Origin of the sequence: Collinsella sp. An268 (genome assembly GCF_002159765.1) — a bacterium.
Taxonomy (GTDB): domain Bacteria; phylum Actinomycetota; class Coriobacteriia; order Coriobacteriales; family Coriobacteriaceae; genus Coprousia.
Genome location: NZ_NFJH01000007.1, coordinates 66,897 through 83,490, shown reverse-complemented (window position 1 = coordinate 83,490; position 16,594 = coordinate 66,897). Strand labels below are relative to the sequence as shown.

Genomic DNA, 16,594 nt, shown 5'->3' with positions numbered 1-16,594 from the left:
AATGAGCCAAATAGGCTAGTCCAGGTCCTCGCCGTTGGTGGCGATGACCTTCTGGTACCACGCGAAGGAGTCCTTGCGCTCGCGGTGAAGGTCGCCGTTGCCGTCGTTGTCCTTGTCGACGTAGATGAAGCCGTAGCGCTTCTTCATCTCTCCCGTGGAGGCGGACACGAGGTCGATGCAGCCCCACGGGGTGTAGCCCATGAGGTCCACGCCGTCCTCGATGGCCTCGGCCATCTGCTCAATGTGCTTGCGCATGTAATCGATGCGATAGCTGTCGTGGAAACCGCCGTCCTCGGCGCGCTCGTCCACCGCGCCCAGACCATTCTCCACGATCATGAGCGGTATGCGATAACGGTTGTAGACGTCGTTCAGGTAGTAGCGCAGACCCTTGGGATCGATCTGCCAACCCCAGTCGCTCGCCTCGAGATAGGGGTTCTTCACGCCGGAGAAGATGTTGCCGGCGGCCTTGGTCGCCTCGGGATCGGTGGAGACGCAGCTGCTCATGTAGTAGCTGAACGTGTAGAAATCGACCGTACCGGCCTTGAGGGTCTCGGCGTCGCCCGGCTCCCAGTCGAGCGTGACGCCGGCCTCCTTCAAGATGCGTCCGGCAAACGGCGCGTACTCGCCGCGCACCTGCACGTCGCCGCAGTAGTAGTTGCCCTGATAGAACGCGCGCTGGGCAGCGAGCTGATCGTCGGGGTTGCAGGTGTAGGCGTAGGGCATGTTGCCCGCGATCATACAGCCGACCTTGTTCGCGGGGTCGATGGCGTGAGCCACCTGCACGGCCTTGGCGCTCGCCAAGAACTGGTGGTGCAGCGCGCAGAAGCGCCTGGTGCGGTCCTCGACGGTCTCGTTGGGATCGTGGAACATGGTCGGGCCATCCTCCTTGGGCAGGATGCCGAGGCTCATGTAATCGCCGAACTTCATGAGGCCGCAGTTGATCTCGTTGAAGGTGAGCCAGTATTTTACGAGGCCCTTGTACTCGGTGAAGAGCGTCGTGGCGTAGCGCACATAGAAGTCGATCGTCTTGCGGTTGGTCCAGCCACCGTACGCATCGCAGAGATGGAACGGCATCTCGTAGTGGGAGATGGTGACGACGGGCTCGATGCCCTTGTCCTTCATATGCTGGAGGATGCCGCGGTAATACTCGATGCCCGCGCGGTTGGGATCGGTCTCATCGCCCTTGGGGAAGATGCGCGTCCAGTTGATGGAGAAGCGGTAGCACTTGAAGCCCATCTCGGCGAAGAGGTCGATGTCCTCCTTGTAGTGGCCGTACATGTCGATGGCCTCGTGGGAGGGGTAGTACGTGCCCTCCTCGATGTCATGCGTGTAGCGCCGCGGCGTGTCGACCGTACCGCCCGTGAGGTGGTCGGAGGTGCTGTCGCCCTTACCCTCGGCCTGCCAGCCGCCCTCGCACTGATTGGCGGCCGTCGCGCCGCCCCACAGGAATCCTGCCGGGAAACGTGCCATGTAAAGCTCCTTTCAAATCTGCACTGCAGAGCAGAAAATGCCCATCTCCGCGCATTCGTTTTGCTTGGGACGATGAACGAGGGGCGTCTTTCGGTGAGCGCCCGCACGGCGGCGCAACGGGGCGGTTTACGCGGCGCGCTTGGCCTGCATGCGGAGGAAGTGGCGGTAGGCGCCCACCAGGTTCGCGTCGTTGAAGAACTTGCACGCATGGATCTCGGGTACAGGGAAGGCGAAGGGCAGCAAGTCCTCGTTGAAGTAGCGCACGGCCTCGCGCACCTTCTCCACGAAGAACGAATCCTGGCTGATGCCGCCGCCGAGGCAGACCACATCTGGGTCAAGCAGGCACTGGATGTTGTGGATCTCGCGCGAGAGGTTCTCCAGATAGGTGTCGAACACCCCGCAGGCAACCTCGTCGCCCGCCTTCACCCACGCAAGCGCCTCCTCGCCCGAGCAGCCATCCAGACCCTTGGCCTCGGCCATGAGGCGGGTAAGCGACACGGTGCTGCACTTGTCCGAGAACGAGGTGCCGCTGACGAGCTCCTGGGTCACGGGCGGCGTCTCGATGTAGATCATGCTCGCCTCGCCCGCATAGAGGTGCGTGCCCTTGTAGACCTCGCCGTTGATGATGATGCCGCCGCCGATGCCCGTCCCAAAGGCGAGCACCACACCGGTCTTGGCACCTTGGAGGTTGCCGAGGTCGTACTCGGCGATGGTGGCGCAGCGCGCGTCGTTCTCGATCTCGACGGGCATGCCCCAGCGCGCAGCCCAGGTGTTGGCGTCCGTCTCATAGTTGTAGAGAAGCGCACCGCCCGTCTTGATGTAGCGCGCGTCCACGTCGATGGTACCAGGGAGCGACATGGCCACGCCGTCGAGTGCCCCTCCTGCCTCGGCGCGGAGCTTGTCGATCACGCCGTCGAGTCCGGCAAGGAACTCCTCCTGCGTGGCGTCCGCCCCCTGCGGCGTGGGTACCTTGCCCTGCGCCTTGAGCTCGTCGTCCTGCATGAGGCCGTACTTGACCGACGTGCCGCCCACATCGAAAACCACTACGTTCATGGGGTCTCCTCCCTTGGCGGCAAGCGCCGCCGCCCGAACCGAAGGTACGCAGCAAGCATACCCCGAGAGCACGGCGGCAGTCGCGGCAAATCGGGCAACGCGAGCATCCGGCGGGCCGAAGGAGCGGCGGGCAGGCGGACGCGCCCTCTTATCAGACGGGACGGGACGCGGCGTACGCAAGCGGGCGGCGGACCGTTCCCCACCGGTCCGCCGCCCACAGAAGAGGGAGCTATGTCGCAGCGACGCGCCGCGACGCCCGCGCAGGGGCGCGCCGAGCCCGCCGCCGAGCACCCGCGCCTTACCTGTTGTCCTCGATAAGACCGAGGTGCACGAAGGCGTTCCACATGCCGTCGTCATCCACATCGGTGGTGACCCAGTCGGCCGCGGCCTTGGCCTCCTCGCCGCCCGAACCCATGCACACGCTCTGCGCGCAGCACTCGAACATGGGGATGTCGATCTTGGCATCGCCCACGGCGATGGTGTCGGCCATATCGGCCTTGAGGTAGTCCACGAGCACGCGCACAGCGTGCGCCTTGTCGATGCCCTTCACGCCGAGGTCGCCAAAGAGCGCATGCTCGCCCTTGCCACCCCAGGTGTTGGCCACCAGATCGGGAAACTCCTCGATGGAGTCGAGATGGTCCTGGTAGCTCGAGAGGATGAAGCTCACCTTGTTGAGGTCGTCGCGGTAGAGCTCGCCGCCGTAGATGAGCACGTCAGAGAACGCGTGGGCCGACTTCTCGGCCTCCTCCTCGCTTGCGCCCTTGCCCTTGGCGTACTCGACCATGACCTTCTGGGAGGCCTCGCGGAAGTGCTCGCTCGCAAAGAGGCCGTTGTTGGATTCGAGGTAGAACTCGAGGCCGCGGCCGTGCAGCCAGTCCACGATATGGCGGCACTGCTCGAGGGTGATGAGCTGGTGCATGACCACGTGGTCGTGGTCCTCCACGTAGCAGCCGTTGCCGCCGATCATGCCGTCGAACCCGATCTCCCAGATCTCGGGCGGGTTCTCGGCCTTGCTGCGGCCGGTGCACATGTAGACGCGGTGCCCGTTGGCGCGGGCGAGCTTGATGGCGTCCTTCGCCGACTGCGGGATGTTGTTCTCGTAGTCAGTGATGGTGCCGTCCACGTCGAGGAAGATGATCTTCTTATCGGACATCGCCGGTAATCCTTTCCGAAATCCCTACTCCAGGCCCTCAGCGCCGTTGGACTTGATGATCTTCTGATAGGCGAAGAAGGAGTCCTTGCGGCGGCGCTCGTAGGTGCCGGTGCCGTCATCGTGCTTGTCCACGTAGATGAAGCCGTAGCGCTTGCGCATCTCGCCCGTGCCGGCCGACACGAGGTCGATCGGGCCCCACCAGGTGTAGCCGATGAGGTCGACGCCGTCGTCGATGGCCTCGCCCATCGCCTTCACGTGGCGCTTCAGGTAGTCGATGCGGTACGGGTCGTGGATCGAGCCGTCCTCCTCGACCGCATCGAAGGCGCCCATGCCGTTCTCCACCACCATCAGCGGGATCTCGTAGCGGGCGTAAATCTCGTTCAGCGCGACGCGCAGGCCCGTCGGGTCGATCTGCCAACCCCAGTCGGTGGCCTCGAGGTAGGGGTTCTTGCCGCCCATGGCCATGTTGCCCTGCATCATCTCGACCTCGTGGGTGCCCACGGTGCCGCTCATGTAGTACGAGAAGGTGTAGAAGTCGACCTTGCCGTCGGCGATGTCCTGCATATCGCCGTCGGCGATGTCGAGCTCGATGCCGTTCTCGCGCCAGTAGCGCTTCGCATAGTACGGATAGGCGCCGCGAACCTGGACGTCGGAGCAGTACCAGTTCATGCGGTCCATCTCCTTGAGGTTGGCGAGCACGTCCGCCGGGTCGCAGGTCGCCGGGTAGGAGAGGATGAAGCAGTCCATGTTGCCCATCTTGAACTGCGGGTACTTCTCGTGGGCGAGGCGCACCACGCGGCCGCTCGCCACGAACTGATGGTGCAGCGCCTGGTAGCACTGCTGCGGGGTCACGACGACCTTGGACGCGGGGCCCTCGAAGCCCCGGATCATCGAGGTCTCGAAGAGCGCGCCCATAGCGGAGGTGCCGCAGTTGATCTCGTTGAAGGTGAGCCAGTAGGTGACCTTGTCCTTATAGCGCTCGAACACGGTCGCGCAATACTTCTCGAAGAGCTCGATGAGCTCGCGGCTCTCCCAGCCGTTGTACTTCTCGACGAGGGCGTAGGGCATCTCGTAGTGCGAGAGCGTCACGAGCGGCTCGATGCCGTACTTCGCGAGCTCGTCGAAGACCTTGTCATAGAAGGCGAGGCCGGCCTCGTTGGGCTCATCCTCCATGCCGGTCGGGAAGATGCGGCTCCAGGAGATGGACATGCGGAACATGTTGAAGCCCATCTCGGCGAACAGCGCGATGTCCTCCTTGTAGCGGTGGTAGAAGTCGATGCCGTCGTGGTTGGGGTAGAGCTTGTCGGGATCGATGTCGAGCGTGATCTCGCGCGGCTTCTCCACGCTGCCGCCCATGAAGTGGTCGTCTACGCTCGGGCCGCGCCCGTCGACGTCCCACGCGCCCTCGAACTGGTTCGCGGCCGTGGCGCCGCCCCAATAGAAGCCCTTCGGAAACACAACTGCCATGTCAGCATCCTCTCTCGCGACCGTATCAGGTCGCCCCTCGGGCAACAGTCCGGCCGATACGGTCCGACATGGTCAAGTATGCACCGCTGCGGGGCACTTTACGCCGGCAAGCGGGCGTTCGGATACTTCTTTCCAGCAACTGGTTTGTGGCCTATGATACCTCTGATACGTTTTGATACCTAAGGAGCAGGCTTGGATATCGTCTACCGTATACGCGGCGCGCGCGACCTCACCCCCACCGAGCAGCATCTCGCCAACACAGTCCTCGCCATGGGGGATCGCGTTCAGGGCTACACCATCAAAGAGCTCGCGAGCGCCACCTCGACCTCGATCGCGAGCATCCACCGGCTCTGCCGCAAGCTCGGGCTGGAGGGATACAAGGAGCTCAAGGTCGAGCTCGCCCGCTCCGAGGCGCGGCGCGTCGCGCCGGCAGACGCCGTCGACATCAACTTCCCCTTCAAAGCGGGCGAGACCGCGCAGGATATCGGGCCGAGGATGGAGCTTCTTTACGCCAAGACGCTGCGCGAGACGCGCGAGATGCTCGACGCCGCCGCGGTCGATCGCGCCGCCGAGCTCATCGACCGGGCCGAGCAGGTGGACATCTACACCACCTCGCACAACCTCTACCCGGCGAACATGTTCTGCGACCGCCTGCTCTCGGCCGGGCGCGCCGCAACATGCCACGAATCGCTCGAACGCCAGACCAGAACCGCCCTTTCCGGCAACGAGCGCCACACCGCGCTCATGATCTCGTATTCGGGCCTTGCCAGCCAGATTTTTCGTCTGCTGCCGATACTGCGCGAGCGCTCATGCCCCATCATCCTCATCGGCACGCCCTACGCGGCGCGGCGCCACCCCGGTCTTGACGCCTACCTGCACGTGAGCGACAGCGAGAGCCTGCGCAACCGCATCACGCAGTTTGCGAGCCATATCGCCGTCCAGTACACGCTCGACACGCTCTTCAGCTGCTTCTTCGCCCGCTCCTACCGCGAGGACCTCGACTTCCTGCGCGCCTCGCTCCCCTACCTGGGGCACCCCGAGGATACGGGGGCGCGGCGCGGGGCGACCCTGAGCCCTTCGGGGCCGGGCGAGCCGACGGGCGGCGGAAGCACCGCGCTCGACATGGTCCAGAGCATGCGCTGAGCCCGCACGTCGACGGTGCACCTTCTGCCGCTGGCGCCTCTTCTGTCGCCGGTGCGCCTTCTGCCGCCGGTGCCTCTGCCGCCGGTGCGCCTCCTGCCGCCGGCGCATCCGCTCACAGCGGCTCCCCGGCGCACGGAAAAAGCCCGGCGAGCGCTCGCACTCGCCGGGCCCTTCGCACCGTCTGCCTGTCCGCGCCCCGTCAGCCGGGCGCGCCGCGCGCTACTCGCGGCGGCCGAAGATGGCGAGCAGGCGCAGGAACACGTTGATGATGTCGAGGTAGAGCTCGATGGCGTACCACACGGCGTTGGTGAGCGTGGGCACCGCCGTGGCGGCGCGATGCACGTCGTAGCCGATGAAGCCGCAGAAGAGCAGGATGACCACGAGGTCGGTCACGCTCTGCTGGATGCCGAAGAGCATGAGCGCGGCCTCCACGACGATCACAGCGAGCAGCCCGAGCGCGCACACGCCCACAATACGCTCGAAGAAGCGCGGGAACGCGATGCCCGCCAGACCGAAGACGACCATGATGCCCGCAGTCGCCGTGAAGGCGGCGGAGATGGTGTCGAGCGCGTACATCGAGAGCGTCATCGACGTGGTAAACCCGAACGTCAGCGTGAACAGCGTGTAGCCGATCATGCCGATCGTCAGGCTCTCGCGCGCCCGGCCGATGCTCATGGCGACGATGCCGCCGATGGAGCCCGCGAGCGTGAGCAGCATGAACATGAGCGGGTTGCGCCCCACGAACATCCAGAACTCAAGCGTCGAGGTCATCTGCGAGCAGACGCCCATGATCGCGAACGACAGGAGCACAAGGCCGGTCAGGACCAGGTTGTACATGCGCCGCGAGATGAGACGCGGCGCAGAGCCGGGCGCCTCCTCGGTATAGATGGGGGATTCGTACTGTTCGAGCTCGTTCATCTGAGCCTCCTTTGGTACGCCGCGTGGGTCTTACCTCGGCACGCGCGGCGAGAACGCACCTTTGGATCCTCCTATGGTACCCAATTTGCGTCGCGACGACGCGAACAGGGCGCGGCATCTCCATACAGACGCGCCGCCCGCACGCTTTGCGCATACGGGCGGCGCGAGGGCGCGGTCACGTCGGGTGCGTGGGCGCGGTCACGTCGGGTGCGGCGGCACCGGGCCGCGCGGGGAGCGTGCCTAGGAAAGGTCCTCTCCGTTGGTGGCGATGACCTTCTGGTACCAGTAGAAGCTGTCCTTGCGCGAGCGCTCGAGCGTGCCCTTGCCCTCGTCGTCGCGGTCGACGTAGACGAATCCGTAGCGCTTGCGCATCTCGCCCGTGCCGCAGCTCACCAAGTCGACGCAGCCCCACATGGTGTAGCCCATGAGGTCGACGCCGTCGATCTCGATGGCGTCCTTCATGCTCTGGATGTTCTTGCGCAGGTAGTCGATGCGGTAGTCGTCGTGGACCGAGCCGTCGGCCTCCTTGACGTCGCTCCAGCCGATGCCGTTCTCCACGATCCACAGCGGCTTGCGATAGCGGTCGTAGAGCTTGTTGAGCGTGAGGCGCAGGCAGTACGGGTCGGTCGCCCAGCCCCAGGCGTTCGTCTCGAGGTAGGGGTTCGAGACGCCCTGGGTGAAGTTGCCGCCCTCAACGCCCGCATCCTCGGGATGGGTGGTCACGGTCGAGCCGCCGTAGCAGGAAAACGACAGGAAGTCGGCCGGGTAGGTGGCGAGAAGATCGAGGTCGCCCTCCTCCATCTCGAGCTCGATGCCCTGGCGCTCCATCTCCTTCAGGCGGTAGGCCGGATAGTAGCCGCCCGTCTGCACGTCGGAGTACCAGAGGGTGTCGTGCTCGCGCTCCATGACGAGCAGGTCGTCGGCGGGGTCCGCCGTGTAGGGGTACGTCGGGCCGAAGGCGAGCATCTGGCCGACCTTGATGTCGGGCGAGATCTCGTGCGCCGCCTTGACGGTGAGCGCGGATGCCACGAACTGGTTGTGGGCACCCTGCGCCTTGGCCTGCGGGGACTGGTCCACGAGGCCGCCGCCCATGTAGGGGGCGTGGCTCATCATGTTGATCTCGTTGAAGGTGAGGTAATACTTCACCTTGCCGAGGTAGTGCTTCATGACTGTCGTGGCGTAGCGCACGAACGGCTCGATGCACGCCCGGCTCTTCCAGCCGCCGTAGGCGTTGGTGAGGTGCAGCGGGGTCTCGTAATGGGAAAGCGTCACGAGCGGCTCGATACCGTACTTGGCGCACTCGTCAAAGACCGCGTCGTAGAAGGCCAGACCCTCGGGGTTGGGCTCGGCGTCGTCGCCGTTGGGGAAGATGCGCGCCCAGTTCATGGAGAGACGGAAGCACTTGAAGCCCATCTCGCCCATGAGGGCGATGTCCTCCTTGTAGTGATGGTAGAAGTCGGTGGCGGTGTGGCTCGGGTAATACTCGCCGTCGATGATGGCGACCTCGGCGCCCTCGGGCACCTCCATGGGCGCACCGAAGCCCATACCGGTGGAGCCGGTCTCGCCCGTGGCGGGGTTTCGCCACGTCACGCGGCGCGGCACGGTGTGGCTGCCGTTGGTGAGTGCATCGGAGGTGTTGGGACCTTTGCCGCCCTCGTCCCAGCCGCCCTCGTACTGGTTGGCCGCGGTGGCGCCGCCCCACAGGAATCCTTCGGGAAATGCCATGATATGCTCCTTTTCACGCGACGGCGCCGCGCATCGGCGCCTCAAACGATTGGCGTATACCCCGACCGGGCGACAGCAGACCGAACGAGTCGGCGTCTGACACTTCTTTTCGGTAGATGAAACCGGCCGGGCGCCCCAAGACGTCCGGCTGGCCCCGCGGCGCATCCGGTTTGCACCGCGCACCCTGCCCTCGGGAGACCCTTAACCAAGCATGCCCTCGATCTGCCTGAAGATGGCCTCGCAGTTCTGGCGGCCGTAATCGATGGGCGCCATCACCTCGACGGGAATCTCGACATAGCGGGTCACCTGGCCCTTGCTGTACCCCACCTGCGGTCCCAGGAGGATGCAGTCGTAGTTTTGCCAGACCTCTTTGCACTTGCCGATGCCCACCGCGTCGATATGGAAGTCGTCGATCCCATGCTCGGCCGCATAGGCCTCCATCTTTCTCATGAGCATCGACGTCGACATGCCGCCGGCACACGCCAAAAGAACCCTCATCGTCTGTCCTCTCTACACGGTGCGACGCGCGCCGTCGCATGGGCTGCCGACGCCGCTGCCGCCGCAAGAAGGCGGCACGCGCCGGTAAGGCTTCTTATACCACAATGCAAGATGCCGCAAGCAGCCGGCATTCCCAAACGAAGGCCCTAGCCCTCCTGCAGCCAGCGCTCCACCACGTCGGCGACGGCCTCCTCGTCGTTGAGGTCCACCACGGGTGCCTCGGGGCGCGCACCGCGCGCAAGGGCGTCGTTACAGGCGATCGCCACCGTGCGCCCATCCACGAGGTCGAGCGAATTCGCCCCGCGCAGGCGGTCGACGCCCGAGCGCGCGACCACGATGTTGGGGAGACCGGCCGACTTGTAACCCTCCACGATTACCACGTCGACATCGGTATAGCGCGCAAGCAGGCGCTCGAGCGAAAGCTCCGTCTCGGTGTCGGCGTACTCGGCGTAGCGGGCGGCCGACACGATGCCCACGTGGCGGCTACCCGCCCGGGCGTGGCGCCAGGAGTCCTTGCCGGGCACGTCGATGTCAAAGCCCGCGTGGCCGTGGTGCTTGACGGTGCCCACGCGCACCCCGCGGCGCGTGAGCACCGCGATGACCTTCTCCACGAGCGTGGTCTTGCCGGAGTTCTGGTAGCCGATGAACGCGATGGCGGGCGCGGGGCGCGCAGGCGCGGCGGCCGGCGTATTCGACGGCGCGGGGGCGCCGCCCTCATCCTCGGCCTCAGCCGCACCATCATCGTCCGTCGTCCCGCGCTCCCAGAGCCCGGAGCGGCCGCCCTCCTTGCGAAGCAGGCGCACGTCGACGATCTCCATGCCACGGTCGACCGCCTTGCACATGTCGTAGATGGTCAGGCACGCCGCGCTCGCCGCGGTAAGCGCCTCCATCTCGATACCGGTCACACCGGTGACGCCGCACGTGGCGGTCACGCGAAAGCCCACACGGCCGTCCTCCCGGGGCGGGGCCCACCCTTCCGGCGACACGCCGGCACCGCCGGGCTCGCCGAGTTCGCCGGGCGCGGCGGCGGACACGGCGCCGGGCGCGGCGATGGGCGCGATATCGACCTTCGCCTTGGTGATCATGAGCGGATGGCACATGGGGATGATATCGCTCGTGCGCTTCGCCGCCATGATGCCGGCGACGCGGGCGCAGGCGAGGACGTCACCTTTCTTGGCGCGGTCCTCGAGCACCATGGCCTGTGTCTCGGGATGCATGAGGATGGTCCCCTCGGCGATGGCGACGCGGCGCGTCGTCGCCTTCTCGGACACATCCACCATGCGCACGTCACCGTGCTCGTCCACGTGCGTCAGCTCGTCGCGATAGGCGTCGCGCGCCCCTGCGCGCGGATCGTCGGTCATGGCCCTCATCCTCCGATCTGGGACATGAAGCGCTCCGTCCCGTTGATGACATGGTGCTCCTCGGGCTTGTGCGCCACCGCGTCGCGCCAGATCGCCGCGACCGCCGCGTCGTCGCCAGCGCGCAGGGCGTCCCGGACGCGGTACTCGGCATCGGAGAAGAGGCAGGGGCGAATGGCGCCGTCCGCCGTCAGGCGCATGCGGTTGCACGACGAGCAGAAGTGGTTGGACATGGCGGAGATGAAGCCGACGGTGCCCGCGGCGCCGGGGAAGCGCCAGTACGCGGCCGGCCCCGCCCCAGTCGGCCCGCTGCCGGCGGCGACCGGCTCGAGCGCGCCCACACCGGCCGCCTCGCCGGCGCGTGCGATGCGCTCGCACAGCTCCGCGGACGGGACGGTGTCGCTCGCGTCCCAGGCAGATGCATCGACGCCGCCCGGGCAGTGCGGATCGGCGGTCTTGCCGCGCGCAAGGTCCTCGGCGGCATCGTGCGCCCGGTCGACCCCGGTCTTCTCGTTGCCGATGGGCATGTACTCTATGAAGCGCACGTGCACCGGCCGCTCGAGCGAGAGCCGGGCAAGACCGAAGACGTCCTGCTCGAGCCGACGGACGACCACGCAGTTGACCTTCACGGGCGCGAAGCCGCCCGCGAGCGCGGCGTCGATCCCGGCGAGCGTCTGCTCGAGACGGCCGAGACGTGTGATGGCCGAGAACTGGGCAGGGTCGAGCGTATCGAGCGAGATATTCACGCGATCGAGCCCGGCGTCCCTGAGCTCGGCGGCCATGCGCGGCAGCAGCGCGCCGTTGGTGGTGAGCGATATGTCCTCGATCTCGGGGATGGCGCGAAGGTCGCGGATGAGCGGCACGATGCGATGCGAGACAAGCGGCTCTCCCCCGGTCAGGCGCACGCGGCGGACGCCCTCGGCGGCGGCGATGCGCACGAATCGGGCGATCTCCTCGGCAGAAAGCAGCTCGTCATGCGCGCGGGCGGGCACGCCCTCCTCGGGCATGCAGTACACGCAGCGGAAGTTGCACTTGTCCGTCACGGCGATGCGCAGGTAGGTGATACCGCGACCGAAGCCGTCGTGCAGCTCTTCCGTCATGCGCATCTCCCCTCGTCTCGATTCCAGCATTATTCTCGCATCAGAATGAATCGAGCGCAATCGCACAGGCCCGCGACGCATACGGCCGCCCCGGCGGGCACGGGCCCGGGCGGCTTGGGCACGAGGGGCCGCGGCCGCCCGCGGGCGCTAATCCAGCTCCTTGAGCCCCTGACAGAGCTCCCAGTACGTGCCGCCGAGCGCGTAGAGCTCATCATGCGTGCCGCGCTCGATGATGCGGCCGTGGTCGAGCACCATGATGGCGTCGGCGTCGCGCACGGTGGAGAGACGGTGCGCGATCATGAAGGTCGTGCGGCCCTCCATGAGCTGCCTCATGCCGCGGCTGATGAGCATCTCGGTGCGCGTATCGATCGAGGAGGTCGCCTCGTCCAAGATCAGCACCGGAGGATCGGCAACCGCGGCGCGCGCGATGGCGAGAAGCTGGCGCTGGCCTTGGGAGAGGTTCGCACCGTCCGAGGTGACCATGGTGTCGTACCCCCGCGGCAGGCGACGGATGAAGCTGTCCGCGTTGGCGATGCGAGCCGCCGCGCGCACCTCCTCGTCGGTGGCGTCGAGCTTGCCGAAGCGAATGTTATCTGCAATGGTGCCCGTAAACAGGTGCGTGTCCTGCAAAACAATACCGAGCGAACGGCGCAGCGAGTCCTTCTCGATGTTCTTGACGTTGATGCCATCGAAGGTGATCTCGCCGGTCTGCACGTCGTAGAAGCGGTTGATGAGGTTGGTGATGGTCGTCTTGCCGGCGCCCGTCGACCCCACAAACGCGATGGTCTGCCCCGGCTTCGCAAACAGGTTGATGTCGTGGAGCACCTCGTGACCGGGCTCGTACCCAAAGCTCACGTTATGGAAGCGCACGTCGCCGCAAAGCGGCAGCGCGCCCACGGCCAGCAGCGTGCCATCGACGCCGCGCGCGGTGGCACCCACCTTGGCGCCCGCCTCGAGGGCAGCCGGCGCAGCGGTAGCGGCGGGAACCTCAGAGCGCGCCGCATTGTCCGACTCGGGAGCTGGCGAGGGGGCTACCGGGCCGGCCGCGAGGCCAGCTGAGCTGCACGAAACGACCCCGTCCCCATTTGTGCACCCGTCAGCGACTTTTACAAGCGAGCCCCAGGCGCCGATACCCCAACCCTCGGGAATGCGCCATACCCAAGAGCCGCGACCCGTCTGCTCGAGTCGCACGCGGCCCTCGTCCACCTCGGGCCTCTCGTGCATGGCGGCAAAGACGCGCTCCGCGCCGGCAAGCGCCGAGAGCAGGAAGTTCGACTGCTGCGTGAACTGGTTGATGGGCATAGCGGTCTGGCGCACAAAGACCAGGTAGCTCGCGAGCGCGCCCACGTCGGTCGCGCCGGTAATGGCCATCCAGCCACCGACCGCCGCCACAATGGCGTAGTTCACGTAGCTGATGGATACCACAGCGGGGATCATCGACGCAGCGTAGGCCTGCGCGCCCGTACCGGCGACGCGCAGCTGCTCGTTCTTATCGCCAAACTCCGCCACGTTGGCTGACTCGTGGTTAAAGACCTTTACGACCTTTTGGCCGGTGACCATCTCCTCCACATAGCCATCGAGCTCGCCGAGCACCGCCTGCTGCTTTTGGAAGTACCGGCGGCTGCGGCGGGTGGAGAAGCTGATGTAGGCAAACATCACCGCATAGCCCACGACCACAATAAGCGAGAGTCGCCAGTTCAAGATAAAGATCATGGTGAGCGTGCCCACGATCATGATGAAGCTCTGGATGACCATGGCAAAGCTGTTGTTCATGGCCTCTGCCACGGTGTCGACGTCGTTGGTGAAGTAGCTCATGATGTCGCCGCGGCTGCGCGAGTCAAAGTAGCGCAGCGGCAGCGTCTGGATGTGCGCAAAGAGGTCGCGGCGGATATCGACAAGCACCTTCTGCCCGGCGTGCACCATCGTTTGGGTGTAGCCAAAGGTGGCGAGTACGCCCGCGCAATAGATGGCAGCGGTGAGCAGGATGTTTTTGACGAAGGCCTCGTAGTTGCCCGCGGCGAGCGCATCCACCACGGGGCGAATCATATAGGTCCCGACGAGGTTGGCCACCGCAGAGATGGTGACGAGCATCGCCACAGCCAAGAAGAGCAGCTTGTGACGACCCAGATAGGACATGAGCTCGTGCAGGGTATGCAGGAGATTTTTGGGCTTGTTTCCCGGTGCCGGCATTAGCGCTCACCTCCCTTCGAGGCGGGGGTGCCTGTCGCAGTGCACGAAACGGCCCCGTCCCCAACTGTGCCGTATTGCTGCGAGGTGTAGATCTCGCGGTAGATCTCGGAGCTGGCGAGGAGTTCGTCGTGCGTGCCAACGGCGCTCACACGGCCGTCGTCGAGCACGATGATCTGGTCGGCGTCTTCCACCGAGTTCACGCGCTGAGCGATGATGATCTTGGTCACACCGGTGAGCTCGGCAAGCGCGGCGCGAATCTGTGCGTCCGTCGCCATGTCAACCGCGCTCGTTGAGTCGTCAAAAATGATGACCTTGGGGTGCTTCAGAAGCGCGCGTGCAATGCAGAGACGCTGCTTCTGACCGCCGGAGACGTTCACGCCGCCCTGGCCGAGGTCGTAGTCGAGACCACCCGGCAAACGGTCGAGAAACTCGTCCACCCGCGCCTGCCGGCAGGCCGCCAAAAGCTCCTCGTCGGTCGCCTTGGGGTTGCCCCAACGCAGGTTCTCACGCACCGTGCCCGAGAAGAGCACGTTTTTCTGCAGCACGATGGCAACCGCGTCGCGCAGGGCGGCGAGGTCATAGGCACGCACGTCACGCCCGCCTACGCGGACCTCACCCTCAGTCGCATCGTAGAGACGCGGAATCAGCTGCACAAGCGTAGTCTTGCCCGAGCCCGTGCCGCCGAGGATGCCCACCGTGGCGCCAGCGGGAATGGCGAGCGAAATGTGCTCGAGCACGTACTCCTGCGCGTCAGCGCGGTACTTGAAGGAGACATCGTCAAAAACAACCGATCCGTCCGCAACCTCGGTCAGCGCACCCTTCGGCGAGGTGAGATCAACGGGCTCGTCCAGTACCTCAGAGATGCGGTGCACGCTCGCCAGCGAACGCGTAAGCAGCAAAAACACATTGGAAATCATGATGAGCGAGTTGAGGATCTGCATGACGTAGGAGAGAAAGCCCGTGAGCTCGCCCACCTGAAGCGCCCCGCCCAAAATCATCTGCCCGCCAAACCACATGATGAGGGTCGTGGCCGTGTACATCGATACATAGAGCACGGGCATGTTGAAGACCGCCAGGCGGAAGGTCCGCTCGCTTGTGGCGGCGAGCCCCTCGTTCACGCGGCGGAACTCCTCGCACTCGTAGTCGCCGCGGACGTAGGCCTTGACCGCGCGGACCGCCGTGAGCATCTCCTGCACCACATCGTTCAGCTTGTCGACCGTGGCCTGCAGCACGCCGTACAGCGGGCTCACGCGGCGGACGATCACCACGATGGCGATCGCCATGACCGGCACCACGGCGCAAAACACCAGCGCGAGCTCCGCGTTGAGGTAAAACGCGAGCGCAAAGCCGATAACGAGCATCACCGGCCCTCGCACCATGGGGCGAAAGCCTGCGTTGAGGGCGTTTTGGATGACGGTTACGTCGGTGGTCATGCGCGTGATGAGCGATGACGTCTCAAAGTGATCGAGGTTTGCAAACGAGTACTCCTGCACGCGCTCGTACTCAGCGGCGCGCAGGTGCGCCCCCAAACCGTACGAGGCGCGGGCGGCATAGCGCGCATAGAGAAGCCCGGTGATGAGGGCGAGGATGGCGCATACGCCCATGAGCATGCCCTGCCGGGTGATGTAGGCGAGGTCGCGCTGGGCAACGCCAACGTCGATGATGTCCGCCATGAGGATGGGGATGACCATCTCAAAGGCGCTTTCGATGACCACGAGCAGAATGCCGAGGATGGCATCTTTGCGATAGTGCCCCAGATAGGAGACGATGCGTCCGATCTCATGCACGGGAGGTCGCCTCCCCTGCACCGAGTGCCTCGCTCGCGCCGGGCGCCTCACTCGCGCCGGGCTCGGCGGGTATGCGGCCGGTGGCCTGACTATCTGCCGCGGCGGCAGCGAGCTTCTGCCCGTAGGTGCGCAGGTTCGCGTGCGCGCGGCGCAGGTAGTCGGCAAACGCCTCGCGTTCCTTGGGCGTAAAGCCGTCGAGCATGGCGCGTGCCTCCTCCACGCATGCGGCGTTCCACGCGCGGGCGACGCGCTCCCCCTCGCTGGTTAGCGAAACCACCTTGCAGCGACGGTCGTCCGCATGCGGAGCAAAACTCACAAAGCCCTTGCGCTCAAGTGCGTCGAGCATGCGCGAGACGCCCGCTGGATCGAGCTCGTAAAAGTCGGCGAGCTCGCGGGGCGTGCAGGAACCGTTCTCGGCCAAGTAGCTCAGCAGCTTGGGCTGACCGGTACCCAACCCAATGCTTGCCATATAGGGGTGAAGCAGCTGTTTTTGCGCATGAGACGCCCTAAAGAGCAGCATGCGGTAGGCACCAAGATTGACTTGATCGGTTGCGTCTGCCTCTGGGGAATTTGCACGTTCGTTGTCTTGCATAGCTCCTCGCAATACTTGATATGTCAATTGTTGACTTATCAATTATTACTTCACGCTACCACGCCTGTCAAGACAGTTGCGCCAGCTTGTCACTATCTTGCAACCGACAGAGAATCGTTTTGCCGGTTGCGATAAACGCG

General features: G+C 65.2%; 13 protein-coding genes. 1 reads left to right on the top strand and 12 read right to left on the bottom strand.

The genetic code is table 11. The annotated features are described in order from the left end of the window. Positions 1-15 precede the first annotated feature (15 nt). The 4 genes from B5F70_RS06940 to B5F70_RS06925 all read right to left on the bottom strand — a co-directional run bounded on the left by B5F70_RS06940 (position 16) and on the right by B5F70_RS06925 (position 5,143). A complete protein-coding gene (locus B5F70_RS06940) occupies positions 16-1,470 on the bottom strand; it encodes a family 1 glycosylhydrolase (RefSeq protein ID WP_087204846.1) in 1,455 nt (484 codons plus the stop codon). Between the two features lie 126 nt (positions 1,471-1,596). After that, the gene (locus B5F70_RS06935; RefSeq protein WP_158094957.1) at positions 1,597-2,523 is read right to left on the bottom strand and encodes an ROK family protein; all 927 of its coding nucleotides are present in this window, start codon (positions 2,521-2,523) and stop codon (positions 1,597-1,599) included. A gap of 298 nt (positions 2,524-2,821) precedes the next feature. Then, positions 2,822-3,676: a Cof-type HAD-IIB family hydrolase gene (locus B5F70_RS06930; RefSeq protein ID WP_087204844.1), complete on the bottom strand. Its 855-nt coding sequence runs from the start codon at positions 3,674-3,676 to the stop codon at positions 2,822-2,824. A gap of 24 nt (positions 3,677-3,700) precedes the next feature. Beyond that, positions 3,701-5,143 carry a glycoside hydrolase family 1 protein gene (locus tag B5F70_RS06925; RefSeq protein ID WP_087204843.1) on the bottom strand — a complete coding sequence of 481 codons (1,443 nt, stop codon included), beginning with the start codon at positions 5,141-5,143 and terminating at the stop codon, positions 3,701-3,703. A gap of 192 nt (positions 5,144-5,335) precedes the next feature. On the opposite strand from B5F70_RS06925, the gene B5F70_RS06920 reads away from it, so the two are divergent. Further along, positions 5,336-6,286: a MurR/RpiR family transcriptional regulator gene (locus tag B5F70_RS06920; RefSeq protein WP_087204842.1), complete on the top strand. Its 951-nt coding sequence runs from the start codon at positions 5,336-5,338 to the stop codon at positions 6,284-6,286. A gap of 219 nt (positions 6,287-6,505) precedes the next feature. Here B5F70_RS06920 and B5F70_RS06915 read toward each other — a convergent pair whose 3' ends face one another. The 8 genes from B5F70_RS06915 to B5F70_RS06880 all read right to left on the bottom strand — a co-directional run bounded on the left by B5F70_RS06915 (position 6,506) and on the right by B5F70_RS06880 (position 16,454). Next, positions 6,506-7,204 carry a Bax inhibitor-1 family protein gene (locus tag B5F70_RS06915; RefSeq protein WP_087204841.1) on the bottom strand — a complete coding sequence of 233 codons (699 nt, stop codon included), beginning with the start codon at positions 7,202-7,204 and terminating at the stop codon, positions 6,506-6,508. A 240-nt stretch (positions 7,205-7,444) separates the two neighbouring features. Then, complete coding sequence (locus B5F70_RS06910; RefSeq protein ID WP_087204840.1) at positions 7,445-8,929, bottom strand: family 1 glycosylhydrolase; 1,485 nt, start codon at positions 8,927-8,929, stop codon at positions 7,445-7,447. A 201-nt stretch (positions 8,930-9,130) separates the two neighbouring features. Further along, a complete protein-coding gene (locus B5F70_RS06905; RefSeq protein ID WP_087204839.1) occupies positions 9,131-9,427 on the bottom strand; it encodes a PTS sugar transporter subunit IIB in 297 nt (98 codons plus the stop codon). Positions 9,428-9,573: 146 nt separating this feature from the next. Beyond that, positions 9,574-10,788 carry a molybdopterin-guanine dinucleotide biosynthesis protein B gene (gene mobB, locus B5F70_RS10975; protein ID WP_087204838.1) on the bottom strand — a complete coding sequence of 405 codons (1,215 nt, stop codon included), beginning with the start codon at positions 10,786-10,788 and terminating at the stop codon, positions 9,574-9,576. A gap of 5 nt (positions 10,789-10,793) precedes the next feature. Further along, positions 10,794-11,885 carry a GTP 3',8-cyclase MoaA gene (gene moaA, locus B5F70_RS06895; protein WP_206383520.1) on the bottom strand — a complete coding sequence of 364 codons (1,092 nt, stop codon included), beginning with the start codon at positions 11,883-11,885 and terminating at the stop codon, positions 10,794-10,796. Positions 11,886-12,032: 147 nt separating this feature from the next. Continuing rightward, a complete protein-coding gene (locus B5F70_RS06890; protein WP_087204837.1) occupies positions 12,033-14,075 on the bottom strand; it encodes an ABC transporter ATP-binding protein in 2,043 nt (680 codons plus the stop codon). Beyond that, on the bottom strand, positions 14,075-15,862 hold the full coding sequence (locus tag B5F70_RS06885) for an ABC transporter ATP-binding protein (protein ID WP_087204836.1): 1,788 nt from the start codon (positions 15,860-15,862) through the stop codon (positions 14,075-14,077). The genes B5F70_RS06890 and B5F70_RS06885 overlap by 1 nt, the downstream gene beginning before the upstream one ends. Then, positions 15,855-16,454, bottom strand: a complete 600-nt coding sequence (locus B5F70_RS06880; RefSeq protein ID WP_206383519.1) for a MarR family transcriptional regulator — start codon at positions 16,452-16,454, stop codon at positions 15,855-15,857. The genes B5F70_RS06885 and B5F70_RS06880 overlap by 8 nt, the downstream gene beginning before the upstream one ends. Between the last annotated feature and the right edge of the window lie 140 nt (positions 16,455-16,594).